The following is a 23,792-nucleotide window of genomic DNA, read 5'->3' as shown; positions in this document are numbered from 1 at the left end:
TCACCGGACAAGTGCTTGATGTGCGCCGTGCTGGCATGTACACCGTGCTCTCGCTCACCGCGCCGGGCCTTGCCGAGCGAACCCGTCCCGGCCACTTTCTGAACGTTGGCATCGGCGGCGAAGAGTCGGCGCTGCTGCTTCGACGTGCCTTTGCGATCTATCAAGTGCAGTCGCGAGGCGTCTACGGCGGATCAGTCGACATCGTGATTGGCCCGAATGGCAAGGGAACCAGGTGGCTGGTTGATCGACGTCGCCACGACAACCTCAGCATCGTTGGTCCGCTCGGACGTCCCTTCACCTTGCCGAAGGACCCGGCCAACTGCATCCTCGTTGGTGGTGGCTACGGAACAGCGCCCCTGTTCATGCTCGCCGATCAGTTACGTGAGCGCGGTTGCCGAGTCGATGTCATCGCCGGTGCGGCCACTGAAGAAAAGCTCTTCGGCACCTTGGAGATCAAGAGAGCTGCGTCAACCCTCACTGTCACCACTGATGACGGAAGCATGGGTACCCAAGGTCGTGTCACCGATGTTCTCGACGACGTCATCACTCGCTCCGCTGCCGATGTCGTCTACGCGTGCGGACCGATGGGCATGCTTTCCGCAGTGGCGGCGATCGCTGCGGCTCGCGGGGTTTACGTGCAGTGCTCGGTTGAAGAGTCCATGGCTTGTGGCATTGGCGTGTGCATGACCTGTGTGCTGCCCGTGATCGGTGAAGATGGCATCACCCGCATGGTTCGCTCCTGCGTCGATGGTCCGGTCTTCCGGGGCGACCAAGTGCGTTGGGCTGACGTCGGCACCATTCCTTCTGACACCCTTGGTGCACCGTCAGGTGGTCACTGATGTCGCGCGCGCTTATTACCAGTGGTCCACTTGATCCATCGGCGCTGTTACCCGCAGTGGACATGTCGACTTCCATTGGAAGTTTCGAAACCCCAGCACCGGTGTTCACAGCCTCTGGTTGTGCTGCTGCCGGCAAAGAACTCGATCAGTTCTTCGACATCACTGCACTGGGTGGAATCGTCACCAAGAGCGTGATGATGGCTGCTCGCTCGGGACGCGCAACTCCGCGCATGGCCGAGACGCCCAGCGGAATGCTCAACTCCATTGGCTTGCAAGGTCCAGGCATCGACGCCTTCATCGAATATGACCTGGCCTGGCTGCGGCAGCGAGGCGCGCGAACAGTGGTGTCGATCGCTGGTGGCAGTGTCGATGAGTACGCGAAACTTGCGTCCAAACTGCGCAGTGTTGAAGGCATCAGTGCCATTGAGGTCAATATCTCCTGTCCAAATGTTGAAGATCGCGGCCAAGTGTTCGCTTGCGATGCCACAGCCGCCTCGAATGTGATCCAGGCAGTTCGCCGCAACTCAGATATCAAGATGCCGATCATTGCCAAGCTCTCTCCCGATGTGACCGACATCGTGAGCATCGCCACCGCTGTCGAACGTGCCGGCGCCGATGCACTTGCGGTCATCAACACCACTTTGGGCATGGTGATTGACCTTGACACTCTTCGACCCGCACTTGGTGGCATCACCGGCGGGCTCTCCGGCCCGGCCATTCGACCGATCGCGGTTCGGTGCGTCTGGCAGATTCACCAGGCGCTTCCTCATCTGCCGATCCTCGGCATGGGTGGGATTCGAAATGGCGAGGATGCTTTGCAGTTCGTCCTCGCGGGCGCCAGCGCAGTCTCGGTTGGCACCGTCACCTTCCACGATCCCTCTGCTCCCTTACGAGTGCAGCAGGAGTTGGAAATCGCCCTGGCCGAACGCGGCTTCGCGACTTTGCGCGAGGCCATTGGCTATGGACATCGCGGCCCGGATCTGCAAGATGTGATTGAGGAAGACGAGTGACGAACTCTTTTCGAATGACACAAGCTTCTCAAGTGACCAAGGCACCAATCGCCGTAGCCCTTGATGCGCCGGATCTCGCTGTTGTCCGAGCCTGGTCTCGCGCAGTCGCCCCGGTTGTGTCCACTTTGAAAGTTGGTCTCGAGGTCTTCTGCCGTGATGGCGCAGCTGCGGTGCACGCTGCCCGGCTTGGAGCTTCTGAGGTTGGCTCGGCTGATGTTCAGATCTTCCTCGATCTGAAACTTCACGACATCCCAGCAACCGTGGCCGGAGCAGCGCGCGCTGTAGCCGAACTTGAGCCTGCATTTCTGACCGTGCACGCATCCGGCGGTGCCGCAATGATCGAGGCAGCCGCTCTTGCTTTGCCCGACACTCGCATCGTCGCCGTCACTGTCTTGACGTCGATGGACGATGCGACCCTGGACAGCATCGGCATGGCCGGTCCGTCGATCGATGCCGCCGTCCGCCTTGCTCTACTCGCCGTCAATGCGGGTGCCCGCGCAATTGTGTGTTCGCCACTCGAGGTCGCTGCAATTCGCGCAGCCGTGCCTGACGAGATCGTGTTGATCACCCCAGGTGTTCGACCAGTTGGCTCAGCGGCCAATGATCAAAAGCGAGTCGCTACTCCGCAGGAGGCGATTGCCGCTGGCGCCGATCTCTTGGTGATCGGACGCCCGATCACCGGAGCAGCCGATCTCTCCGAAGCCGCTTGGAACATTGCGCAGCAGCTCGGAATTGAGATCTAAGTGCCAGCTCCCGTGCGAACCGCGGAGCAACGCACTGCGGCGCTCGAAGCAGCCATGCGCACGCGCAGGTTTCGCGCCGACTTGCGAGTGGCACTGAAGGCGGGTGTGCAGGACCCCATCGTCATCCTTGAAGCCGGTGCCGATCATCCTTCCTACTCAAGTCTGCGGGTGCGTTGGTTGCTTGAATCGCTCCCGGGCATTGGTCCGATTCGTTGCGAGCTATTGATGCAGGAGCTGGGCATCGCCGTTACTCGGCGAGTCGGCGGGCTGAACGAGCGGCACCGGCAACTGCTTGTTGGGGCCCTGCAGAAATGACCGCCCCCCTCGTTGTCGTGTCCGGGCCTTCTGGCGTTGGCAAGAGCACCGTGGTTCAACAGGTGCTCGAGCTCGCCCCGGAGGTCTGGCTCTCAGTGTCAGCCACGACTCGCAAGCCACGCCCGGGTGAAGTCGAGGGCGAGCACTACTTCTTCGTCAGTGACGCCAAGTTCGACTCTTTGATACGCGAAGGTGAGTTGCTGGAGTGGGCGCAGTTCGCCGGCAACCGCTATGGCACTCCCCGAGGGCCTGTCCAGGAACGCCGAGAACAAGGCGTCCCGGTCATCTTGGAGATAGAGCTCGATGGCGCTCGTCAGATGCGCAAGGCCGCCGAAGATGCCCGATTGGTCTTTCTCGCCCCACCCTCCTGGGAGGTGCTCGAAGCCCGATTGCGTGGTCGTGGCACCGAGTCAGATGAGGCCGTAGCGAGTCGCTTGGGCGCAGCCGAGATCGAAATGGCAGCTCAGTGGGAGTTTGACGACATCGTGGTCAACACAGACGTGCGGCTGGCCGCCCAATCGTTGGTAGCATTCCTCCATGACATCCGCCAGGCCTGAGGGCATTACTCATCCTTCGATCGACTCCCTTTTGGAGAAGACCGACTCCAAGTACTCCCTGGTGATCTACGCATCAAAGCGCGCTCGTCAGATCAACGCCTACTACTCGCAGCTCGGAGAGGGCCTGCTTGAGTACGTCGGACCCCTGGTCGAGACCCACCTTCAAGAGAAGTCCATCTCCATCGCCCTGCGCGAGATCGATGCCGGCCTGCTCAGCTCAGAGCCCATCGAGGAGCCAGCCTGACCCCGAACACCTCCGAGGCCGGTACACCCATTTCGGGTGGCCGGCCTCGTGTCGTGCTGGGGGTCGCTGGTGGCATCGCGGCCTATAAGGCCGCCGAGGTGCTGCGTGGGCTCACCGAATCCGGACACGATGTCACCGTTGTTCCAACGCAGGCCGCACTTCGCTTCGTCGGCGAACCCACCTGGGCCGCGCTCTCCGGCAAGCCGATTGCCACCGACGTCTGGACCGCAAGCGATCAAGTTCCGCATGTGCGTCTAGGACAAACGGCCGATGTTGTCGTCATTGCTCCCGCCACGGCAGATCTCCTGGCCCGGGCCACCCACGGTGTGGCCAATGACCTGTTGACCAATGTGCTGCTCACCGCACGCTGTCCGGTGGTGATGGCTCCCGCGATGCACACTGAGATGTGGGTGCATCCGGCTACCCAGCGCAATGTTGCCGAACTTCGCTCCCGAGGCGTCATCGTGCTGGAACCTGCAAGTGGTCGCCTCACCGGCAGCGACACCGGCCCTGGTCGGCTCCCGGATCCGACCGCCATCGTTGCTGCTGTCCAGGACGTCTTGCGTCGCACCCCTGCCAATGACCTGGCGGGCTTGAAGATCCTCATCAGCGCAGGTGGCACCCAAGAGGCTTGGGATCCAGTTCGCTACATCGGCAATCGCAGTAGCGGACGCCAAGGCGTCGAGCTCGCACGAACCGCAGTTTCGCGCGGAGCACATGTGACCTTGGTCGCAGCCCACATGGAAGTTGAGCCGCCAGCTGGCGTCACCGTGATCCAAGTGGAGTCTGCCGACGATCTCTACCAGGCCATGCATGGCCAGAGTGCTGATGTCATTGTCATGGCAGCTGCTGTAGCCGATTTCCGCCCTGATGTTGAAGCTGCTCGCAAGATCAAGAAGGAGTCCCTCACCGGCGATCTCAACCTCACTCTGACGAGCACTGTTGATGTGTTGGCCTCATTGGTTGAGCAGCGCTCCGGCCGAACACCCCTCATTGTGGGCTTCGCCGCGGAGACCGCGGACAGCCCCGAGCACTTGCTCGAGTTGGGTCGCAGCAAGTTGAAGCGCAAGGGCTGCGACCTGCTCGTCGTGAATGAGGTTGGTTCGCAAGTGGTCTTTGGGTCAAGTGAGAACAAAGTGACGATCTTGGGAGCCGATGGCTCCTGTCGCTCGCTGGAGCGCACCTCGAAGGCAGTTGTGGCTGATGCCGTGTGGGACCTGGTCGCAACACAGCTTTGATCCGCGACCCCGGTACACTGGCGGCCGCAATTGACGAAATATCCGTCTGCAAACTAGAGGAGTACGCCGAGTGTCCAAGCGACTGTTTACCTCAGAGTCCGTGACCGAGGGCCATCCGGACAAGATGGCTGATCAGATCAGTGACGCCATCCTTGATGATCTCCTTCGGCAGGATCCCACCAGTCGCGTCGCGGTCGAAACACTGCTGACCACTGGTCAGGTGCACGTCGCTGGCGAGGTCACCACCTCCGGCTTCGCCGATGTCATCAGCTTGGTTCGCGAAACTGTGCTCGGCATCGGCTACGACTCGTCGACCAAGGGTTTTGACGGTGAGTCCTGCGGCATCTCAGTCTCGATCGGCAAGCAGTCACCTGACATTGCACAAGGTGTCGACGACGCAATTGAAGAACGCGAGGGCAACAGCGTTGATCCGCTGGACCGTCAGGGTGCAGGCGACCAAGGCTTGATGTTCGGCTATGCCTGCACCGACACCCTTGAACTCATGCCGCTGCCGATCTCCTTGGCTCACCGCCTCGCAGAGCAACTGACAGCAGTGCGCAAGGACGGCACCGTCCCCTACCTCCGGCCCGACGGCAAGACCCAGGTCACCATCGAGTACGACGAGGATGATCGTCCGGTGCGCATCGACACCATCGTGGTGTCCACTCAGCATGCCTCCAACATCAGCCTGGACACCATGCTGAACCCGGACATCCGCAAGCATGTGGTCGATCCGATCCTGGATTCGATCGATCTGGATAATCGCGATTTCCGGCTCTTGGTCAACCCGACTGGCAAGTTCGAAATCGGTGGCCCCATGGGCGATGCGGGTCTGACAGGACGCAAGATCATCGTTGACACCTACGGCGGCATGGCTCGCCACGGTGGTGGCGCCTTCTCTGGCAAGGATCCGTCAAAAGTTGACCGCTCTGCTGCCTATGCCATGCGTTGGGTTGCCAAGAACGTGGTGGCATCTGGCCTGGCAACCCGTTGCGAAGTGCAGGTTGCCTACGCCATTGGCAAGGCGCACCCGGTCGGCGTGTTCGTGGAAACCTTCGACACGGGTGTGATGGCCGATGAGGCGATTCAGGAGGCCGTGCTGCGCGTCTTCGATCTGCGTCCGCTCGCGATCATTCGCGATCTTGATCTGCTGCGTCCGATCTATCGCACCACCAGTGCGTACGGTCACTTCGGTCGACCCCAGGGCACCAACGAACTTCTGGATTATTCAGAGGTGAGCAAGCGCACGCTGGTGGGTCCAACCTTCACCTGGGAGAGCACCGATCGTGCAGAGCAATTGCGTGAGGTTGCCGGGCTCTAGCCTGCTCTCGTGAGTGACCAGCTCGAACTAGTTCCGCGTCGAGTTCCACGTGCGCGGAAGCTTGCGGACTGGGCGCAAATCGACCCGATCGCGCAGGTGCGCATCGATTCGCCACTGCCTCATCTGGATCGCATATTTGACTACGCGATCCCCGAATCGATGAGTGAAGAGGTCGTGCACGGAGTTCGGGTTCGAGTTCGTTTTTCGGGACGACTCATCAATGGCGTGGTTGTCGGACGGATAGCCAGCAGCGAAGCTGCCAAGGTGCGGCCTCTTGAACGGGTGCTGTCGCCGGAGCCGGTTCTGACTCCAGGCACCACGGCGCTCGTGACTGCCGTTGCCGAGCGCTTCGCTGGCACCTTTAGCGATGTCTTTCGCTCCGCCGTGCCACCTCGTCATGCGCGCGCTGAATCTGCGGCGGGTACTCGCGCTCCGATGCCTGCCGAGCTCACCGATGACGATTGGGCCACATGGGATCGCTATACCCACGGCCGCGCTCTGCTGGTGCGTGCGCGTGAAGGTCGACTCGCCGATGTTCGGGGAGTCTGGAGTGCAGCGCCTGCAAAACCATGGACCGCCGATGTAGCCGCACTCGTCCGCGCTGTCTTGTCTCACGATTCGGGCGGCGTTCTCGTGGTCGTTCCTGATGCCTGGGATGTGAAGCAACTGTGCAATGCCACTGAAGAACTGGCGTCAACTCGTGCCGTGCTCTCGGCCGATCTTGGGCCTGAGCGGCGTTACCGCGAATTCTGCTCGGTGCTTCGCGGAGAGAGCCGATTTGTCGTTGGCACGCGCACTGCTGTATTTGCGCCCGTGCACGATCTGCAGTTGATCATTGTTTGGGACGACGCGGATGAGGCCTGCTGGGATCCGCAGGCGCCGTACTGGAATGTGCGGGATGTGGCAGCACTTCGTTCGCAACTGTCCGACTGTGCCTTGCTCGTTGGTGCACCAGCGCGAAGCACTGAGACTCAAGTCTGGTGTGAATCTGGTTGGGCCAGAGCGCTTGAACCGGAGCGGGCTTGGCTGCGCGCCCATGCTCCCGTTGTGCGTGCGATCGACAGCACCGATGAGGCACGGGATCCAGCCGCCGCTTCGGCACGCATCCCGCATACGGCTTGGTCAGTGGCCAAGGAGGGATTGCGCACTGGCCCAGTGCTCATTCAAGTTCCGCGTCGTGGCTACCTTCCTGCTCTTGCCTGCCAGCAATGCCGAGAGTCAGCGCTGTGCAGCTGTGGGGGTCCGCTCGCGCTGCGCTCGCAGAACAGCACTCCGCAATGCCAGTGGTGCGGCAAGCTCGCCGGCTCGTGGAGCTGCCCGAACTGCCATGGAACCAAACTGCGGGCCTTATCGACGGGTGTGGAGCGCACTGCCGAAGAATTCGGACGAGCCTTTCCCGGCGCCTCGATCATCTGGTCATCAAGTGAGCAGCTGCATCGCTCGGTGCCTGATGCCCCTGCCCTCGTGATCGCCACACCGGGTGCAGAGCCGGTGGCCAATGGCGGCTACTCAGCAGTCGTGTTGCTTGACGCTCGCTCGCAGTTGCAACGCACCAACCTTCGGGCAGGTGAGGAGGCGGTACGTCGGTGGTTTGCGGCCTCCTTGCTTGCTCGACCCAAGGCGCATGTGATTGTCACTGCCGATCACGCACTGACTGCTGTGCAAGCACTCGTGCGTTGGGATTCCGGCTGGTTCGCCGCTCGCGAACTTGCGGATCGAAGGGCCACCGGCTTGCCGCCGGATTCTCGAGCCGCTGCGCTGACCGGCGAGAACAGTGACATTGAGGATGTGCTCGCGGCTCTTGATCAACGCGTGACGGTGCGAGCGCTCGGTCCTACCGACGGACATGGCGTTGCCCTGGTTGAGCGCAAGGACAGCATGGAACTCTCAACCCAGCTGCGCTCCATCACGGCGGCCCGTTCGGCAAAGGCTGACGCCGGAGTGGTGCACGTTCACCTGGATCCCCGCGAACTTTAGGCCGTGATAGTCATGCGTGTTGCGCGTGTGACTACCGGGACTGATGGGGTTTGCTCGCTAGGGTGCGCCCATGGCGTCTCGTACGTCCGCACCCTCGCGTTCGCGCTCAGGTCGCGGATCTTCCCCACGAGGCAGCGTAAAGAAAAGCGCTGCTCGCAAACCCGCACGTTCCAAGAAGTCTGCTCCCAAGCGGTCCAGGGGGCCGGTGCAAGCTGGGCCACTGGTTCGAATCGTGCTCTGGTTCGGACGTCTACTGAAGTCAATGTGGCTGGGCATTGCCACCGCAACTGGCTCGATGGCTCGTCGTTTCGGCTCGGGCGCGCGCGATCTTGAGCCGCACGAGCGCCGTGACGGCTTGGCTCTGGGTCTGATTGCTCTGACCATTGTCTTGATCGCCGGCCTTTGGTTTGGCGTGGACGCTTGGTTCGTCTCGACCCTGGCGATGGTCTGCCGTTCACTCCTTGGCGTACTTGCGCTGCTCGTACCTATTGCCTTGGTCGTCGGTGCCTGGCGCGCCATGCGTCACCCGGACGAACCATTGATCGCCGGCCGCATCCTGATCGGAAGCTCGGCGATTGCTGTTGGGATTCTCGGCCTTTGGCACCTGTTCCATGGCACTCCAACACCAAGTGATGGCGCCGATGCAATGAATGCTGGCGCAGGCGTGCTCGGCTGGATCTTCACCGCACCTGTTGTTGGCGCGATCGGTCCAATCGTCACGGGTCTTGTTCTCATATTGTTGATGGCCTTTGGGTTGCTGGTTGTTACTGCAACCTCGCTTTCATCTATCCGCAGTTTCTTCACGCCTGGTTCGGGCACGAGTGATGCGACAGCCAACGAGGATGCCGAGCTCGAAGAAGAGTTCGACATGGATTACCTCGACGAGGATGAAGACGTCTTCCCCGAAGGCCTCGCTGGCGATCAGCCATTCATCTCGCCAGTGATGGACACCGATCACCGACCAGCCGCCGTGCTGATGGAAGGTCTTGCTGGTTATCAGCCGGGCATGCACACCGATCAGCTCCAGACTCAAGCCCTGGCAGTCGACGCGCACCCGGCTCGTCACGAAACCATCAGCCTGCAGCAGCAAGCCAGTGCGCCTATTGCAGCGCCGAGCAAGGCCGCCCGCCCGCAGCGCTCGAAGTTTGTGCTGCCGTCCATCGGCATGCTGAAGACCGGGCCTGCCCCGAAGGCAGCAACCAGGGCCAACGATCATGTCGTGCACGCGCTCACTGAAGTGCTTGAGCAGTTCGGCATTGATGCCAAGGTGTCGGGCTTCATGCGCGGACCTACGGTGACGCGCTACGAGATTGAGCTTGGGCCCAGCGTGAAGGTTGAACGGGTGACTGCTCTGAGCAAGAACATCGCCTATGCAGTAGCCAGTGCTGACGTGCGCATCCTGAGCCCGATCCCTGGCAAGAAGGCCATCGGCATCGAGATTCCCAACACTGACCGCGAACTCGTCGCCCTCGGCGATGTGCTGCGCAGCAAGAACTCAAGCAACGACACGCACCCGATGGTTGCGGCTCTTGGCAAGGATGTTGAAGGCGGTTATGTCGTCGCCAACCTCGCGAAAATGCCACACCTGCTCGTTGCCGGTGCAACTGGCGCAGGCAAGTCGAGCTGCATCAACTCCCTGATCACCTCGATCCTCATGCGGGCAACTCCTGACGAAGTACGACTGATTCTGGTCGACCCCAAGCGGGTAGAACTGACTGCGTACGAAGGAGTTCCACACCTCATCACGCCGATCATCACGAATCCGAAGAAGGCAGCTGACGCTCTGCAATGGGTGGTCAAGGAAATGGATCGCCGTTACGACGATCTCTCACACTTCGGCTTCCGACACATCGATGACTTCAACAAGGCAGTGCGCACTGGCAAGTTGACACTGCCTCCTGGCAGCGAGCGTGAGCTTTCGCCGTACCCTTACTTGCTCGTTGTTGTTGACGAACTTGCCGACCTGATGATGGTGGCTCCACGCGATGTTGAAGATGCCATCGTCCGCATCACTCAGCTCGCCCGCGCGGCCGGAATTCACCTCGTGCTGGCAACCCAGCGTCCAAGCGTTGATGTGGTGACCGGCTTGATCAAGGCCAATGTGCCCAGCCGTCTTGCCTTTGCCACTTCAAGCCTCACCGACAGTCGCGTGATCCTTGATCAGCCGGGGGCTGAGAAATTGGTCGGGCAAGGCGACGGGCTCTTCCTGCCGATGGGCGCCAACAAGGCCATGCGCATCCAGGGTGCCTTCGTTTCGGAAGCTGAAATCCGCATGGTGGTCGCGCACTGCAAGGCGCAAGGCGAGGCTTCGTATCTTGCCGAGGTCATCCAGCCATCCACTGGTGTCCGTGAGGTGGATGGCGATATCGGTGATGATCTCGACATTCTTCTTCAGGCCGTCGAGCTCGTCATCTCTACACAGTTCGGCTCGACTTCAATGCTTCAGCGCAAGCTGCGCGTCGGATTCGCCAAGGCTGGAAGGCTGATGGACCTGATGGAATCGCGTGGAATCGTGGGACCCAGCGAGGGCTCAAAAGCGCGCGATGTGCTGATCAAGGCAGATGATCTGCCTGGCACCTTGGTGATGATTCGAGGAGAGTAGGGCTCTGCTGGCAACTTCCATTGGCAAGGTCGACGAACTACTCTGGAACAAAGGTCACTCGGAGACACGATTCTTTAGAGAGGGGTGCTGATGTCTGTCGGCACCACGCTGTCTGAGGCCCGCATTGCGACTGGAATGTCCCTGGAAGACCTCGCCAATGCCAGCAAGCTGCGCGCCTCGATCCTTTCTGCAATGGAGAGCGGCGACTTCAGCCATTGCGGTGGATTGGTCTATGCACGGGGTCAATTGCGCGCCCTTGCGCCAATCTTGAAGCTGGATCCTGATGTATTGGTCGATGATTTCACCGACGAAGTGGCCCAGGGCCTGCACGGCCATGGCTGAGCCAAGCTCGATCCCGAACTAGACTCTCGGGGTGTCTCGCCCCTCAGTTGCCATCATCACCCTTGGATGCGCACGCAATGAGGTGGACTCCGAAGAGTTGGCTGGCCGCCTTGCGGCCGAGGGCTGGGACCTCGTCCACGACGCCGAATCCGCCGACGCAGTGTTGGTGAATACCTGTGGTTTTGTCGACGTGGCCAAGAAGGATTCGATCGATGCCATTTTGGCGGCCGCTGACTTGAAGTCTGATGGCGGTCCGCGTGCGGTCGTTGCCGTGGGCTGCCTGTCGGAGCGCTATGGCAAGGAGCTTGCCGCTGAATTGCCCGAGGCTGATGCCGTCCTCGGCTTTGATGACTACCCAGATATCTCCGCGAAGCTTCGCCGCATCGTTGCCGGCGAGCGACCAGTGGCGCATGAGCCCACTGATCGTCGTCTCTTGCTGCCTCTGGCGCCTGTTGACCGCGAGGCCAGCCACGCGCATGTGCCCGGACACGGCGAAGGCCCAGCCCCTCGTGTTCGCCTGGATACCGGCCCGGTCGCTTCGGTCAAGTTGGCTTCTGGCTGTGATCGCCGCTGCACCTTCTGTGCCATCCCAACCTTCCGTGGCTCCTTCATCTCTCGCTACCCAGCCGATGTGCTGGCCGAACTCAGCGAACTGGTCCGTACCGGTGTGCGTGAGGTGGTGCTGGTCAGTGAGAACTCCACCTCGTATGGCAAGGATCTTGGCGATCTACGTCTGCTCGAAAGCACTCTTCCTGACCTCGCAAAGCAAAGTGGCATCACTCGGCTGCGCGTTGCCTATCTGCAACCAGCCGAAATTCGCCCGGGCTTGATCGAGACCATGGTCGCCACCGCCGAGGTTGCGCCCTACTTCGATCTGTCTTTCCAGCACGCGAGTGCATCAGTGCTGCGTCGGATGCGCCGCTTCGGTGGCACCGATGCCTTCATGGGGCTGGTCAATCGCATTCGCGAGCTCGACCCGCAGGCCGGCATCCGCAGCAATGTCATCGTCGGCTTTCCTGGTGAGACTCAGGACGATGTCGATGAACTCGCGAGCTTCCTTGAAACAGCGCGACTTGATGCGATCGGTGTCTTTGGCTACAGCGACGAAGATGGCACAGAGGCCATCACCTTCACTGACAAGATCGCGGCAGAAGTCATTCGCGAGCGCGTTGAGCGCATCTCGGCATTGGCTGACGAAGTGATGGCACAGCGCGCTGAAGACCGCATCGGTGAATCCGTTGTCGTGATCGTTGAGCGCATCGACGAAGATGAAGACGGCGGCTTGCTCGCTGTTGGTCACGCTGGACATCAAGGCCCAGATGATGCAGAGACGTTCATTGCGGTGGACGAGGTCGAAGTCGCCATCGGCGATGTCGTGACCGCAATTGTTATCGATGTAGATGGAGTTGACCTGATAGCCGAGCGCGCATGAGCACGGTATCTTCCGATGCAGTTGCGGTGCCCTCGTCTGGCGGACCGATCCTGAACCTGCCGAACTTCTTGACTGGGCTTCGCATCGTGGCAGTGCCCGTGTTGATCTGGCTGCTCGCAAGTGAGGGCGACTCGGCACGCATCTGGGCAACGGCTGTGTTCCTGGTTGCAGCACTCACAGATCTCATCGATGGCGCTGTTGCTCGCAGACGAAATCAGGTCACCAGCTTCGGCAAACTCGCAGATCCGATTGCCGACAAGGCCTTGATTGGCACCGCACTCATTGGTCTGAGCCTGCTTGGCGAGCTGTCGTGGTGGTTCACCATCATCATCTTGGTACGCGAAATCGGCGTGACCATCTTGCGCATGTGGGTGCTCAGTGATGGCGTGATCCCCGCGAGTCGAGGCGGCAAGCTCAAGACTCTTGCGCAGGTCCTCGCTATCAGCATGTACTTACTGGCTCCTGCTGACGTCTCCTGGTGGAACGGGGCCGAAGCCGCGGTCATGGGCATCGCTGTGGCGTTGACCGTGGCCACTGGCATTGACTACGTGCTGGAAGCCCTGCGTCTGCGAAGGGCCGCGGAGCAACGCAAGGCATCGACTTCCGAAACCACCACATCGTCTGCTCACTCGAACGAGAGCTGATGCAGTCCGATCTCATCGCAAGGTGCAAGGCCCTTGGCCTGACGATTGCCACCGCCGAATCCTTGACTGCGGGCTTGGTGAGTTCGGCCCTGGCTGAAGTGCCCGGGGCATCTGCCGTACTTCGAGGCGGAGTGGTCACCTATGCGACCGATGCCAAGCATTCAGTGCTGGGCTTGGACTCAGCCATCCTTGAGCATGTGGTCAGCGAGCCCGTTGCCCAGCAGATGGCCCAATCGGTCTGCTGGCTGCTGAACGCCGATCTCGGTCTTGCCACCACTGGAGTGGCTGGGCCCGAATCCCTCGACGACCAGCCAGCTGGCACCGTCTGGATCGCAGTCCACGATGCGCGCCGCAATGAGGGGATCACCCGCCTGCTTGCCCTGGAGGGAAGCCGTGCTGATATCCGCCAAAACTCGGCGTTGGCCGTGATCGCACTGGCGTTGGAATATTTGGCACAAATCCCTGGGTCGGGCGGGGAATAGGCCGATCAGGGGGTGCGTTAGAATTAGCAATCAGCAAGGTTGAGTGCTAAACACCATTGAGCGCTCATTTGTGCGCGGAGGGAGCAACATGATCGTGCTACGCGAAGTCATCGGCGACGAACTCCGCCGCGTCCGGCAAGATCAAGGTCGGACCCTTCGCGATGTCTCCGCCGCCGCAGCCGTATCCCTGGGCTATCTCTCTGAGGTAGAACGTGGGCAGAAAGAGGCGTCCAGTGAACTCCTCTCTGCGATCTGCGGGGCGCTCGACGTCTCTTTGGTTCAGGTCCTGACTTCGGTCACCACCCACATTGTTGAAGCCGAAAGCCCGACCCGGCTCGATTTCGACGGTGCCTCAGTAACCTACGCACGCACGACTAACGCGCCTGTTCCTGTCTAGGGTCAATGCGACTCACAGACTTCTGGGAACGGATGGAAGCCCATTTCGGCTTGGCCTATGCCCATTCCTGGGCTCATGATTTTGTGCTGCCAACTCTGGGATGCACGGTGATGCAAGCGATCTCCCGAGGCGAGGACACCAGAGATATCTGGCGCGCCGTGTGCGTGAGCGCCGAAGTGCCTGCGCTTCTGCGCTAAGGAGTCACAAGTAGCAACAAGCACGAGTCAATAGAGTTGCCGGATGTTCAGCAGAAAGCCACGGGAATTCACGTTCCTGACTGTGGTCACCTACGGCCGTACCGGAAGCACGGCTCTGCAAGCGGCACTGAACTCACTTCCAGGCGTGCTTGTGCGTGGCGAGAACTATTCGGCTCTGCGTGGGCTTCAGCAATATGCCCAATCGATCGCCGAAACCGCTGACCGTCATCGCAATGGCTTGCCCACCCATCCTTGGTATGGATCCAAGAAGCTTGATCCGAATGCAGTGATCGCCGATCTGCGCAGACACGTGATCGAGAATCTCCTGCGCCCTGAGAAGAACACGACTGTCCTTGGATTCAAAGAAGTCAGGTATGAGCCCGGCCACTTTGAAAACTACGACCTGCTCCTGTCCTATCTCCTGTTCTTGAACACTCTGTTTCCTGGCATCACCTACGTCATCAATGTTCGCGATCCCCAAGAAGCTGCACGAAGTGGTTGGTGGCCACATCACTCAGACCCTGTTGCTGCCCTGACGCAAACCCGCGATTGGCTGGTTTCGGCGCAGGAGGATTTGAATCGGATTCTTGGCGTTGATCGTGCAGTGCTGTTGCAATACGAGCAGTGGCAAGGAAATGCACCTGCATTGATCGAAGAATTCACTGCATTGAAACTGCCGCGCAATGACTCGGGAGTGCGTGAGGCACTTGCACAACAGCTTGACCATGGCCCGCACCAGTCTCTGGATTCGACGGTGCAATCAGAAGACTTGGGCGGCGAGGTGTGACCTCCTCGACTCTCCCTATCGGCGGTAGCCCGCTTCTGGCTGAAAATGTGTTAAAGGCACAAGCACACACTGTCCGCACATTGTCGGGGGCTGCCGTATTCGGCGGCATAGCCGTGGCCGGTGCCATTCCCGCGGGAGCGCTGCTTGCAGCGTCAATTGCGGATTCTGATGCTGCGGCTGGCTTTGCTCAAACGTCGGGGGTGCTTGGCGCAGCCCTCCTGGCGCTGCCCCTTGCCCGCATCGCACTTACACGAGGTCGACGTGCTGCGCTTTCACTGGGCTATGGCATAGGCACAGTCGGTGCAGTGATCGTGGTAATTGCGGCTGTTCAACGCAATCTTGTGCTGGTCTATTTGGGCTGTCTACTCGTCGGTGTTGCCTCTGCTGCAGGACTCCAGGCACGATATGCGGCCACAGATCTGGCTGCTGAACAGCATCGAGCAAGGGCTCTGTCCCTGGTTGTGTGGGCAAGCACGATTGGCGCTGTCCTTGGGCCGAATCTCCTGAATGCTTCAGGCAACCTTGGCTTGGCAATGGGTTTGCCGCAATTGGCTGGTCCCTATGTTGTCTCTGCGGGATGTTTGGCTATGGCTGCTCTCGTTCTGTGGTTGCTCCTGCGTCCGGATCCCTATCGCATGGCCATGGCTATTCAGAAGAAGGCGACTGGTGTTGTCAATCGGCCGAGTCTGCGTGAAGGGCTCGCACATCTTCGTGAGCGGCCCCGAGCAGTGCTGGGCATTGCGGCCATTTCTGTCGGCCATATCTGCATGGTGATGGTAATGGTGATGACGCCTGTCCACATGGCTCACGTTGATGTCACTCTTCAGCTCATCGGCTTGGTGATCAGCGTCCATGTTGCGGGTATGTACGCCTTTTCTCCTGTGGTCGGTTGGGCAGTTGACTCCTACGGCAGGGTTCAAATTGTCGTGGCAGGGATTGTCATCCTGCTTCTCGCCTGTCTCATTTCAGGCTTTGCCCCAGGCGACAACGTCATCATGTTGGGGCTTGGGCTCTTCTTGCTTGGCATGGGTTGGTCCTGCACGTTGATTGCCGGATCGACGATGGTGACCGACGAAGTCGACGCCGAAAAGCGTCCTGCTGTTCAAGGCCTTTCGGACCTAGCCATGAATGCGTCAGGAGCACTGGGAGGAGCCATAGCCGGTTTGGTGGTGCTCTGGAGCACGTACGCGCTGCTGTGTGCCGTCGCGGCACTGCCTGTCCTTATTCTCGCAGTCCTCGTTGTCCAACCGAGATTCCGGAATAGCCAGAGCGCGTGACGTACAAAGATGCTCAGCAATTGCCAGCAGAGCCGAACGAACAAGGTGCACTGATGTGGCTTTCAGGCATCCTCGTTTGACGGTTTGCGTTCACGGTAATCTCAGTTCGTGGCTAGCAGCGAGATCGCATCCGGGGCTGACTCGCCTGCCGACGTGGAGGAGTTGCAGCGTCGGATCTTTGCCAGAGAGAAGGCGATCCGAAAGTTGTTTCGCCCGCTGGAGGCTTGGCTGGGAGACTTGAAGAACTATTTCACTCGTGAGTTTCCAGAAGAACTCTCGCCACGGCTTGCAGAGGTGCCGGAGGAGGCCCTGATCTGTCCGCCAGTGGTCATCGCGGTGCCATTGATGCGTGCCCTTTCGTACTCTGTTGGAGAACCCGCACTGAAAGGCATCTATCTGAGCCTGATGGCGACCGCCACAGACGGGCGTGATCTCCAGGGAGTGCATCCGGCATTCATCGATGCCGTGTCAAAGCTTTCCGCGAAGGAAGCGCGACTCCTGCCGATGGTGCTTGGCCAACTGCAGATGCCGATCGCTCAGGTGGCCTGGGTTTCCGAAGATGGTCAATCAACGGTGCTCGGACGTCATTTGCTTGACGTCAATGATCGGGCAACGGGCCAACCAAGTGCCGACGTTGATTTCGGGCTCTGGGTCGACAACTGGCTGCAACTCGGATTGGTTGAGGTTGACTACTCAGTGGAGTGGCTCGGTGAGTCCAGCTATCAGTGGGTTGAACGCCGCCCAGAGTTCTTGGCTTGGAAGGCCCAGTTCGAGTCGAGCGTCAATTTTGAAAAGGGAGTCCTGCGCGTTACCGATTTCGGGAAGCGATTTGCACGAGCAATCGGACCGCGCGACTTGCTCGTGGCAATCGAGTAGCACTCCGACCTAGGCACCGGACACTCACCTGGCTCTAGTTGCGCCTCTCGTGCCCCAAATTTGCACGGTTGGGTGCCCAGTCGTAGATCACTGAAGTGCGCAACACGACGTCCTGCACCGATCGGTTCTGACGGCTGATGACAGCCCAGAACAAGCCGAAGGGAAACAAGACGCAGAATGCCGCGCGCACAAGGGCTCCAGACCATCGCACGATGAGTCCGCGGTGATTGACCACCCGCAGCCCCATCAGTCGATCGCCGATTGTGCGACCTGAGGTTGCCCAGGAGACAGCGAAGTAGATAAAGAGCAATGCTCCGCACACAATGACGAACCAGCCCATTTTGACAGCGGGAAAACTGAAACTGCGGGGATCGATCATGAACTTTCCTGCGGCTACGCACATATAGAGCGTAAAAGTGGTGATCACAATCACGATGGCATCGACGATGTTGGCAATGACGCGGCTGACGATCCCGGCGCGCTGTCCTTGGAAGTCCTTGGCTGCCTCAGGCACACGCACGCTCGCCGTGGGAATGCGAGCGGGCTCTTGAGCACTCATGAGTCTGGTCCGACGTCTTGTTCGATGTCGTCGCGGAGTTCTGCCTCACCAGGTGTATCCAGCTTGCGGTTCTTGCGACGCAGGGTGAATCGATCAACAAGTCGTGCAACTGCGCGGTCGGCGTCCACGCTTGAGATGCGTGCGCCATGCACCATCTCCGTTGCAACGGATCCACTGGACTCACGAATCGTGCCGGCCAGATCGATCTCATCGATGACAGTGTTGGCGATCAGCGGCAGATCCACGCGATTCATCACGATGCTGGTGATGTCGATGCGGTCAAGTGCTGCATTGACGATCGTCGCGAGATCGACACGCTGGACGACGATGTCGGTGAGGTCCAGTTGCTCCAGGGCCGTTGAGATCAGCGATTCCATGTCCAGATGCGACAGCACTTCTGCGACCAATTGATCCGTTGGCAGTGCTTCCATCACTCGCCCGACGGCTTCGACGATGTCGACCTTCGCCACGACCTGCTCAACGAGTGGGTCAACCTTGATGCGATCGAGCAGCTCAAGGGCGAGTGCGTCCATGTCGATCTGATCGATCACTGATGTGATGAGCTGATTGACGTTGAGTACGCGCGCGGCGGATTCCACCAGGATCGGCGATGCCAGTGCACCGGAACGCAGTGCTGACCGGACGAGGTCTGTGCGCTGCGCTCGCCAACGGCGCGAGAAGGCGTTGATCTGCGTGCCAAGGCGCAACTGCTTGGGCACCAGTGGCGGTTCGAGCACGAGGTTCAGTGCCGTTGAGGTGACGGGGGCAGCAAATCGAACGGTGGCGTCGGCTGCGCGCAGACCCGTCTGTGCACTCGCGAATGCCATCCCGAGCACCGCATCCAGAGCGGTGTTGACGCCGCGGTCTGGATGCGGGCTCAACTGTCGAGCGCCGATGGCCTCGGCCAGCACCCGACGGGTGACTTCGATAGTGAGTGCTGCTGCGCCGAAGCTGACGCGAATGCTGGCCTCGATGACGTGCCGTGAGCCCTCCACTGACAGCACGAGAGCATCGTCAGGCGTGCGTTGTGGAACTTCAGGCACAGGCCCTCCGATCACTTGCCTTAATCGTTGCCGGATTCCATGGCTGCTCGATCCAGTGGTGAATCCTCAGTCTCAACATGCTCAACGGAGACCGCAGCGCTGCTCAGCTCCGAAATGGGCGGCTCGGTGGGAGTCAGCTCACCGACGAGGTCGATGTGGCTGACACTGAGCTGTCCCTGCCGGGCGTACATCTCAAGCTTGCTTCTGGTGTCGGCGATGTCCAGGTTGCGCATGGTCAACTGACCGATGCGATCCACTGGCCCGAATGCAGCGTCCCTGGTGCGCTCCATCGAGAGCTTGTCAGGGTGATAGCTGAAGGCCGGGCCCTCGGTTTTGACGATGGTGTAGTCGTCGCCGCGACGCAGGCGAATGCTCACGGTGCCCGTGACGGCTGATGCAACCCAGCGCTGAAGTGACTCGCGCAGCATCAACGATTGCGGGTCGAGCCATCGTCCCTCGTACAGCAGGCGTCCAAGGCGACGGCCCTCGGCGTGATAGTTCGCAACTGTGTCCTCGTTGTGAATCGCGCTGAGCAGGCGCTCGTAGGCAATGAATAGCAGTGCCATTCCAGGAGCCTCGTAAATGCCACGGCTCTTGGCCTCGATGATCCGGTTCTCAATCTGGTCGGCCATGCCAAGGCCGTGACGTCCGCCAATGGCATTGACCTCGTTGACCAAATCAACCGGGTTCTCGAAGGACTTGCCGTTGATCTTCACTGGCCGGCCCTGGATGAATTCAATGTCGACCAGTTCGGGCTGAATCAGCAGGGTCTCGTCCCAGAACCTCACACCCATGATCGGCTCGACGATCTCCATCGATACGTCCAGGTGCTCAAGATCCTTGGCCTCGTGGGTAGCGCCCCAAATATTGGCATCCGTTGAGTAGGCCTTCTCCACGCTGGAGCGGTACGGCAGATTGCGTGACTGCATCCACTCCGACATTTCCTTGCGGCCACCGAGCTCATCGACGAAATCAGCGTCGAGCCAGGGCTTGTAGATGCGAAGAGCCGGGTTGGCGAGCAGGCCGTAGCGGTAGAAGCGCTCGATGTCATTGCCCTTGTAGGTCGATCCATCGCCCCAGATGTCGACGCCGTCCTCATGCATCGCGCGCACCAGCAAGGTTCCGGTGACGGCACGGCCCAGGGGAGTGGTGTTGAAGTACTGGCGGCCGCCAGAACGAATATGGAAGGCGCCGCACGCAAGGGCGACCAAGCCCTCTTCGACCAAAGCGTTCTTGCAGTCGACCAGGCGAGCACCTTCGGCGCCATAGATCATTGCCCTGCTCGGCACCGTCTCAATTTCTGGTTCATCGGGCTGCCCGAGATCAGCGGTGTACGTGTAGGGGATTGCTCCCTTTTCGCGCATCCAGGCCACCGCAATAGAGGTGTCCAGGCCACCGGAAAAGGCAATGCCGACGTTCTCGCCGACGGGCAGGGAAGTCAGGACCTTGGACACGTGCCCAAACTTAGGGGGTGCGCCTGCTTGGGGCGGCATTGGCTCAAGGACGGAAACTGTTAACGTCCCTGCATGCCTGAAGACGAAGAAGCCGCCCGCCGCGCTCGAATGAGATTCTGGCTCTGGCGGGCAGGTATTGGCTGCGCGATCCTCTACGCACTGCTGGTCCTCATTTGGTACTACACCGGAGCTGGCGAATTCTGGCCCTTGTGGGCGATGTATGCCATGGGTGGGCTCTTGCTTTTCTTGACCTATGGCGCTTTCGCCAAGAACCAGCCGACTTCCCGCAAGAAGGATTAGCGCGTCAATCCCGCTGCTCGATGTCGTCGTGCGCGCGAGGCGTCGCTTCTAGGCAGCAACTTGGTAGTTCGACATTCAAAAGAATTGCCTGAGTTTGTCGATTCCCCATCCTTTGCGGCTGTTCGCGGCTTTAATTCCGTGAACCGTCCGACTACAGGGGAGCACCATGCGTAAGGAATACAAGAAGACCGGCGATTTCGGTTTGGGCAGCATGATTCACACCATCCATATGAGTGATGACGTGGACAAGCTCAATCACTTCTACCGCAATGTGCTTGGCGGCTTCGCCTTCATGGGTATCGACGAGCTCAACTACCTGCCCAACGAAGACCGCATGGCCTCGCTGCTCATGGTCTCCAGCGTCTGCATTGAGACGATGGCCCCCAAGATGCCAGTGAACGTCAACTACCCAGTCGGCAAGTTCTACTCGAAGTTCGGCCAGCACCTGCACTCAGTTGGCTACGCCGTGGACGATCTGCCCGGTATTGCAGCCCGCATGATCGAGAAGGGCATCTACATCGGCGCCCCCGGCGGCGGCCAGATCGAGAAGCTCGAAGAGGGCACTCAGTACTTCTACCCATCCCCACGCGACACCGCTGGTCTGATGGTCGAGCTGTGCGCATTTGAGATGCAGGATCCTTCAAGCAAGGAGACCTGGACTGAACTTGAGCGCCTCTTCGCCCAGCACCCCATGACCTATGACCGCTTCAACTACATCACCTTGGGTGTGCGCGATCTGGATGCCGCAATCAACACCTACGTCGACATCATGCAGGCCATCCCAGTCAAGGAGGGCATCGATCAGGAGCAGGGCTTCAAGTTCATGACCGTGCACATCGGTGACTCGCTCCTGCAGTTGGCTCAGCCACTCGAGCCCGATTCCGACCTCGGCCGGCACGTGGAGAAGTACGGCAACTTCATCTACAGCCTGACCTGGAAGATCCGCGATATCGATTCTGCTGAGGCCTGGCTGAACAAGAACGGCGTGCGTACCTCGCGCCCACGCGCCAATCTGCTGGCCACCAACCCCGAAGACTCCCTTGATGCTCCGCTGTTCTTCACCACAGAGGTGCTGCCAGGAGATCCCTTCGAGGCCTGAGTCATTCGGGCGGCGTGTCGTCGCCATTCGAACAGATGTTCGATGTAGTTTCACTCCCGATGGGTCCGCACGATGGCATCCACCGAGGCGAGTTCGCTTCGGCGCAGATCAGCGGAACTGTCACAGGGTCGCCCTAGGTTCAACCGAACCGACAGACACCAGATCAAGGGAGTACGACATGGCTAGCGCCAATGACCGCGAGAAGGCACTCGAGACCGCACTGGCTCAAATTGAGCGCCAGTTCGGCAAGGGCTCAGTTATGCGCCTTGGCGATGAGGGGCGTGCTCCCGTTGACGTGATCCCCACCGGCTCCATCGCCCTTGATCTTGCACTCGGCATCGGGGGTTACCCCCGCGGCCGCATCGTGGAGATCTACGGTCCGGAGTCCTCGGGCAAGACCACAGTCGCACTGCATGCCATTGCCAATGTGCAGGCTGCCGGTGGCATCGCTGCCTTCATCGACGCTGAGCATGCCCTTGACCCGGAGTACGCCAAGAACCTTGGTGTCGATCTCGACAGCCTCTACGTCTCCCAGCCCGACACGGGTGAGCAAGCCCTTGAGATCACCGACACCCTCGTGCGCTCGGGTGCCATTGATCTCGTTGTCATCGACTCGGTTGCCGCGCTGGTTCCCCGCGCTGAGATCGAGGGCGAGATGGGCGACAGCCACGTCGGACTCCAGGCCCGCTTGATGAGTCAGGCCCTGCGCAAGATGGCCGGCGCTTTGAGCAACACCAACACCACGATCATCTTCATCAACCAGCTGCGCGAGAAGATCGGTGTCATGTTCGGCTCACCGGAGACCACCACTGGTGGCAAGGCGCTGAAGTTCTACGCCTCGATCCGACTCGACATCCGCCGCATTGAAACCCTCAAGGGCGGAACCGAGGCAGTTGGCAACCGCACCCGCGTGAAGGTGGTCAAGAACAAGGTGGCCCCGCCGTTCAAGCAAGCCGAGTTCGACATCCTCTACGGCGAGGGCATCTCACGCGAGGGCTCCCTCATTGACCTCGGTGTGGATCAGGGCATTGTGAAGAAGTCCGGTGCTTGGTACACCTACGAAGGCGATCAGCTGGGCCAGGGCAAGGAGAACGCCCGCACCTTCCTGCGTGACAACCCTGACCTGTGCAACGACATCGAGAAGCGACTCAAGGAGCAACTCGGCATTGGTGCGCAGGTCGACAAGCCGGCCGAGATCACGCCAGCACCTATCGATCTCTAAGCAACGGGTCTGTAGGAAATCGTGGCGCGCCATTCCAAGCGATCAGCCAGTGAGCCCACGAAGGGTTCGCTTGCTGATCTGCAAGCCGAAGCCGATCCTCGCGTCGTAGCCCGCTCTGTCGTGCTGCGACGATTGAGTTCAACTGCGCGCACGCGCAAGGATCTTCATGACGATCTCATCAAGCGTGAGATCCCTGAGGCCATCGCTGATGAGGTGCTCGATCGCTTCACCGAACTTGGGCTGATCAATGACACCGACTATGCCGAGTTGTTTGTTGCCTCGAGGCGTCGATCGCGGGGCACTGCTCGTCCGATCTTGCGTCAGGAGTTGCGACGCAAAGGTGTTGGCGACGATGAGATTCATGCCGCACTCGAAGACATCAGCGATGAGGATGAATTCGAACGAGCACGCGCACTGGTGCGCTCCAAGCATCCCTCCCTCGCCCGGCTTGATCCGGCCACCAAGCAGCGCAGGCTGATGGGTCTGCTCATGCGGCGGGGTTATCCCGCAGGGGTGGCAGCGGCGGCCATTCGCGATGAAGTCAATGCCGAATTTGAGCTCGATCTGTCAGAAGACTGACGCACCTGCCCACGAGCATGTGCCGGCCTCAGTCGTGCTGGTGTTCCAGAAACAGAGACAGGACGAAAGTCCCTATACGGCGTAGATCGAATTCGTCACAGTAATTCACCGCGGTGAGGAATGGTCCCGCCGACACAGGGAGGTACAACATGGGAAAGATCTGGGCCAACTCCGGAGACTCGCACTTCGTTGAGCCGGCGAATCTCTTTGCTGATCGTCTGCCCGCGGATCTTGCTGAGCGGATGCCGCGCAGCGT

At 60.1% G+C, this 23,792-nt stretch carries 26 protein-coding genes; 23 read left to right on the top strand and 3 right to left on the bottom strand.

What is annotated here, in order from left to right:
• Positions 1 to 35 precede the first annotated feature (35 nt).
• The 19 genes from Q7L55_03925 (at position 36) to Q7L55_03835 (ending at position 17,280) form a co-directional block, all read left to right on the top strand.
• A complete protein-coding gene (locus Q7L55_03925; protein MDO8731706.1) occupies positions 36 to 839 on the top strand; it encodes a dihydroorotate dehydrogenase electron transfer subunit in 804 nt (267 codons plus the stop codon).
• Positions 839 to 1,849, top strand: coding sequence for a dihydroorotate dehydrogenase (locus Q7L55_03920; protein ID MDO8731705.1), 1,011 nt, complete (start codon positions 839 to 841; stop codon positions 1,847 to 1,849). The genes Q7L55_03925 and Q7L55_03920 overlap by 1 nt, the downstream gene beginning before the upstream one ends.
• A 14-nt stretch (positions 1,850 to 1,863) precedes the next feature.
• Positions 1,864 to 2,592: an orotidine-5'-phosphate decarboxylase gene (gene pyrF / locus Q7L55_03915; GenBank protein ID MDO8731704.1), complete on the top strand. Its 729-nt coding sequence runs from the start codon at positions 1,864 to 1,866 to the stop codon at positions 2,590 to 2,592.
• On the top strand, positions 2,593 to 2,907 hold the full coding sequence (gene mihF / locus Q7L55_03910) for an integration host factor, actinobacterial type (protein ID MDO8731703.1): 315 nt from the start codon (positions 2,593 to 2,595) through the stop codon (positions 2,905 to 2,907). It begins immediately after the preceding gene.
• Positions 2,904 to 3,464, top strand: coding sequence for a guanylate kinase (gmk, locus tag Q7L55_03905; GenBank protein MDO8731702.1), 561 nt, complete (start codon positions 2,904 to 2,906; stop codon positions 3,462 to 3,464). The genes mihF and gmk overlap by 4 nt, the downstream gene beginning before the upstream one ends.
• Positions 3,445 to 3,708, top strand: a complete 264-nt coding sequence (gene rpoZ, locus Q7L55_03900) for a DNA-directed RNA polymerase subunit omega (protein MDO8731701.1) — start codon at positions 3,445 to 3,447, stop codon at positions 3,706 to 3,708. Before gmk ends, rpoZ begins: the two co-directional genes overlap by 20 nt.
• Before the next feature lie 29 nt (positions 3,709 to 3,737).
• Positions 3,738 to 4,946 carry a bifunctional phosphopantothenoylcysteine decarboxylase/phosphopantothenate--cysteine ligase CoaBC gene (gene coaBC, locus Q7L55_03895; protein MDO8731700.1) on the top strand — a complete coding sequence of 403 codons (1,209 nt, stop codon included), beginning with the start codon at positions 3,738 to 3,740 and terminating at the stop codon, positions 4,944 to 4,946.
• A gap of 70 nt (positions 4,947 to 5,016) precedes the next feature.
• Positions 5,017 to 6,267, top strand: a complete 1,251-nt coding sequence (gene metK / locus Q7L55_03890) for a methionine adenosyltransferase (GenBank protein MDO8731699.1) — start codon at positions 5,017 to 5,019, stop codon at positions 6,265 to 6,267.
• Positions 6,268 to 6,276: 9 nt separating this feature from the next.
• Positions 6,277 to 8,244, top strand: coding sequence for a primosome assembly protein PriA (locus tag Q7L55_03885; protein ID MDO8731698.1), 1,968 nt, complete (start codon positions 6,277 to 6,279; stop codon positions 8,242 to 8,244).
• Positions 8,245 to 8,314: 70 nt separating this feature from the next.
• A complete protein-coding gene (locus Q7L55_03880) occupies positions 8,315 to 10,846 on the top strand; it encodes a DNA translocase FtsK 4TM domain-containing protein (protein MDO8731697.1) in 2,532 nt (843 codons plus the stop codon).
• Between the two features lie 90 nt (positions 10,847 to 10,936).
• Positions 10,937 to 11,188 (top strand): helix-turn-helix transcriptional regulator, encoded by a 252-nt coding sequence (locus Q7L55_03875; GenBank protein ID MDO8731696.1) that lies wholly within the window; start codon positions 10,937 to 10,939, stop codon positions 11,186 to 11,188.
• Positions 11,189 to 11,219: 31 nt separating this feature from the next.
• Positions 11,220 to 12,620, top strand: coding sequence for a 30S ribosomal protein S12 methylthiotransferase RimO (rimO, locus tag Q7L55_03870; protein MDO8731695.1), 1,401 nt, complete (start codon positions 11,220 to 11,222; stop codon positions 12,618 to 12,620).
• Positions 12,617 to 13,264, top strand: coding sequence for a CDP-diacylglycerol--glycerol-3-phosphate 3-phosphatidyltransferase (gene pgsA / locus Q7L55_03865; protein MDO8731694.1), 648 nt, complete (start codon positions 12,617 to 12,619; stop codon positions 13,262 to 13,264). The genes rimO and pgsA overlap by 4 nt, the downstream gene beginning before the upstream one ends.
• Positions 13,264 to 13,746: a CinA family protein gene (locus tag Q7L55_03860; GenBank protein ID MDO8731693.1), complete on the top strand. Its 483-nt coding sequence runs from the start codon at positions 13,264 to 13,266 to the stop codon at positions 13,744 to 13,746. Before pgsA ends, Q7L55_03860 begins: the two co-directional genes overlap by 1 nt.
• 88 nt (positions 13,747 to 13,834) lie before the next feature.
• Positions 13,835 to 14,143: a helix-turn-helix transcriptional regulator gene (locus Q7L55_03855; protein MDO8731692.1), complete on the top strand. Its 309-nt coding sequence runs from the start codon at positions 13,835 to 13,837 to the stop codon at positions 14,141 to 14,143.
• Between the two features lie 5 nt (positions 14,144 to 14,148).
• Complete coding sequence (locus Q7L55_03850; GenBank protein MDO8731691.1) at positions 14,149 to 14,340, top strand: DUF3046 domain-containing protein; 192 nt, start codon at positions 14,149 to 14,151, stop codon at positions 14,338 to 14,340.
• A gap of 43 nt (positions 14,341 to 14,383) precedes the next feature.
• Entirely contained in the window at positions 14,384 to 15,127 is a 744-nt protein-coding gene (locus Q7L55_03845; protein MDO8731690.1) for a sulfotransferase, read from the top strand.
• Positions 15,128 to 15,174: 47 nt separating this feature from the next.
• Positions 15,175 to 16,404 (top strand): MFS transporter, encoded by a 1,230-nt coding sequence (locus Q7L55_03840; GenBank protein MDO8731689.1) that lies wholly within the window; start codon positions 15,175 to 15,177, stop codon positions 16,402 to 16,404.
• Positions 16,405 to 16,512: 108 nt separating this feature from the next.
• Complete coding sequence (locus Q7L55_03835; GenBank protein ID MDO8731688.1) at positions 16,513 to 17,280, top strand: DUF4393 domain-containing protein; 768 nt, start codon at positions 16,513 to 16,515, stop codon at positions 17,278 to 17,280.
• A 34-nt stretch (positions 17,281 to 17,314) separates the two neighbouring features.
• Here Q7L55_03835 and Q7L55_03830 read toward each other — a convergent pair whose 3' ends face one another.
• The 3 genes from Q7L55_03830 to argG are packed head-to-tail and all read right to left on the bottom strand — an operon-like array spanning position 17,315 to position 20,336.
• Positions 17,315 to 17,839: an RDD family protein gene (locus Q7L55_03830; GenBank protein MDO8731687.1), complete on the bottom strand. Its 525-nt coding sequence runs from the start codon at positions 17,837 to 17,839 to the stop codon at positions 17,315 to 17,317.
• Positions 17,836 to 18,882: a hypothetical protein gene (locus Q7L55_03825; GenBank protein MDO8731686.1), complete on the bottom strand. Its 1,047-nt coding sequence runs from the start codon at positions 18,880 to 18,882 to the stop codon at positions 17,836 to 17,838. The genes Q7L55_03830 and Q7L55_03825 overlap by 4 nt, the downstream gene beginning before the upstream one ends.
• Positions 18,883 to 18,902: 20 nt before the next feature.
• Positions 18,903 to 20,336 carry an argininosuccinate synthase gene (gene argG, locus Q7L55_03820; GenBank protein MDO8731685.1) on the bottom strand — a complete coding sequence of 478 codons (1,434 nt, stop codon included), beginning with the start codon at positions 20,334 to 20,336 and terminating at the stop codon, positions 18,903 to 18,905.
• Positions 20,337 to 20,408: 72 nt separating this feature from the next.
• On the opposite strand from argG, the gene Q7L55_03815 reads away from it, so the two are divergent.
• The 4 genes from Q7L55_03815 (at position 20,409) to Q7L55_03800 (ending at position 23,536) form a co-directional block, all read left to right on the top strand.
• Positions 20,409 to 20,636: a hypothetical protein gene (locus Q7L55_03815; GenBank protein ID MDO8731684.1), complete on the top strand. Its 228-nt coding sequence runs from the start codon at positions 20,409 to 20,411 to the stop codon at positions 20,634 to 20,636.
• A gap of 166 nt (positions 20,637 to 20,802) precedes the next feature.
• Complete coding sequence (locus Q7L55_03810; protein MDO8731683.1) at positions 20,803 to 21,735, top strand: hypothetical protein; 933 nt, start codon at positions 20,803 to 20,805, stop codon at positions 21,733 to 21,735.
• Between the two features lie 178 nt (positions 21,736 to 21,913).
• Positions 21,914 to 22,957, top strand: a complete 1,044-nt coding sequence (gene recA, locus Q7L55_03805) for a recombinase RecA (protein MDO8731682.1) — start codon at positions 21,914 to 21,916, stop codon at positions 22,955 to 22,957.
• A 21-nt stretch (positions 22,958 to 22,978) separates the two neighbouring features.
• Complete coding sequence (locus tag Q7L55_03800) at positions 22,979 to 23,536, top strand: regulatory protein RecX (protein ID MDO8731681.1); 558 nt, start codon at positions 22,979 to 22,981, stop codon at positions 23,534 to 23,536.
• Positions 23,537 to 23,792 lie beyond the last annotated feature (256 nt).

The sequence above is a fragment of the Actinomycetota bacterium genome, assembly GCA_030650795.1.
GTDB lineage: Bacteria > Actinomycetota > Actinomycetes > S36-B12 > S36-B12 > UBA11398.
This window is presented reverse-complemented; position numbering and strand designations above follow the sequence as displayed.

Coding starts and splice junctions, on each gene's coding strand:
- Q7L55_03920 (MDO8731705.1), top strand. CDS start 839: ATGTCGCGCGCGCTTATTACCAGTGGTCCACTTGATCCATCGGCGCTG.
- Q7L55_03925 (MDO8731706.1), top strand. CDS start 36: ATGTACACCGTGCTCTCGCTCACCGCGCCGGGCCTTGCCGAGCGAACC.
- gmk (MDO8731702.1), top strand. CDS start 2,904: ATGACCGCCCCCCTCGTTGTCGTGTCCGGGCCTTCTGGCGTTGGCAAG.
- Q7L55_03815 (MDO8731684.1), top strand. CDS start 20,409: ATGCCTGAAGACGAAGAAGCCGCCCGCCGCGCTCGAATGAGATTCTGG.
- Q7L55_03880 (MDO8731697.1), top strand. CDS start 8,315: ATGGCGTCTCGTACGTCCGCACCCTCGCGTTCGCGCTCAGGTCGCGGA.
- pgsA (MDO8731694.1), top strand. CDS start 12,617: ATGAGCACGGTATCTTCCGATGCAGTTGCGGTGCCCTCGTCTGGCGGA.
- rpoZ (MDO8731701.1), top strand. CDS start 3,445: ATGACATCCGCCAGGCCTGAGGGCATTACTCATCCTTCGATCGACTCC.
- Q7L55_03860 (MDO8731693.1), top strand. CDS start 13,264: ATGCAGTCCGATCTCATCGCAAGGTGCAAGGCCCTTGGCCTGACGATT.
- Q7L55_03830 (MDO8731687.1), bottom strand. CDS start 17,839: ATGAGTGCTCAAGAGCCCGCTCGCATTCCCACGGCGAGCGTGCGTGTG.
- recA (MDO8731682.1), top strand. CDS start 21,914: ATGGCTAGCGCCAATGACCGCGAGAAGGCACTCGAGACCGCACTGGCT.
- Q7L55_03850 (MDO8731691.1), top strand. CDS start 14,149: ATGCGACTCACAGACTTCTGGGAACGGATGGAAGCCCATTTCGGCTTG.
- Q7L55_03855 (MDO8731692.1), top strand. CDS start 13,835: ATGATCGTGCTACGCGAAGTCATCGGCGACGAACTCCGCCGCGTCCGG.
- Q7L55_03875 (MDO8731696.1), top strand. CDS start 10,937: ATGTCTGTCGGCACCACGCTGTCTGAGGCCCGCATTGCGACTGGAATG.
- Q7L55_03845 (MDO8731690.1), top strand. CDS start 14,384: ATGTTCAGCAGAAAGCCACGGGAATTCACGTTCCTGACTGTGGTCACC.
- Q7L55_03810 (MDO8731683.1), top strand. CDS start 20,803: ATGCGTAAGGAATACAAGAAGACCGGCGATTTCGGTTTGGGCAGCATG.
- pyrF (MDO8731704.1), top strand. CDS start 1,864: ATGACACAAGCTTCTCAAGTGACCAAGGCACCAATCGCCGTAGCCCTT.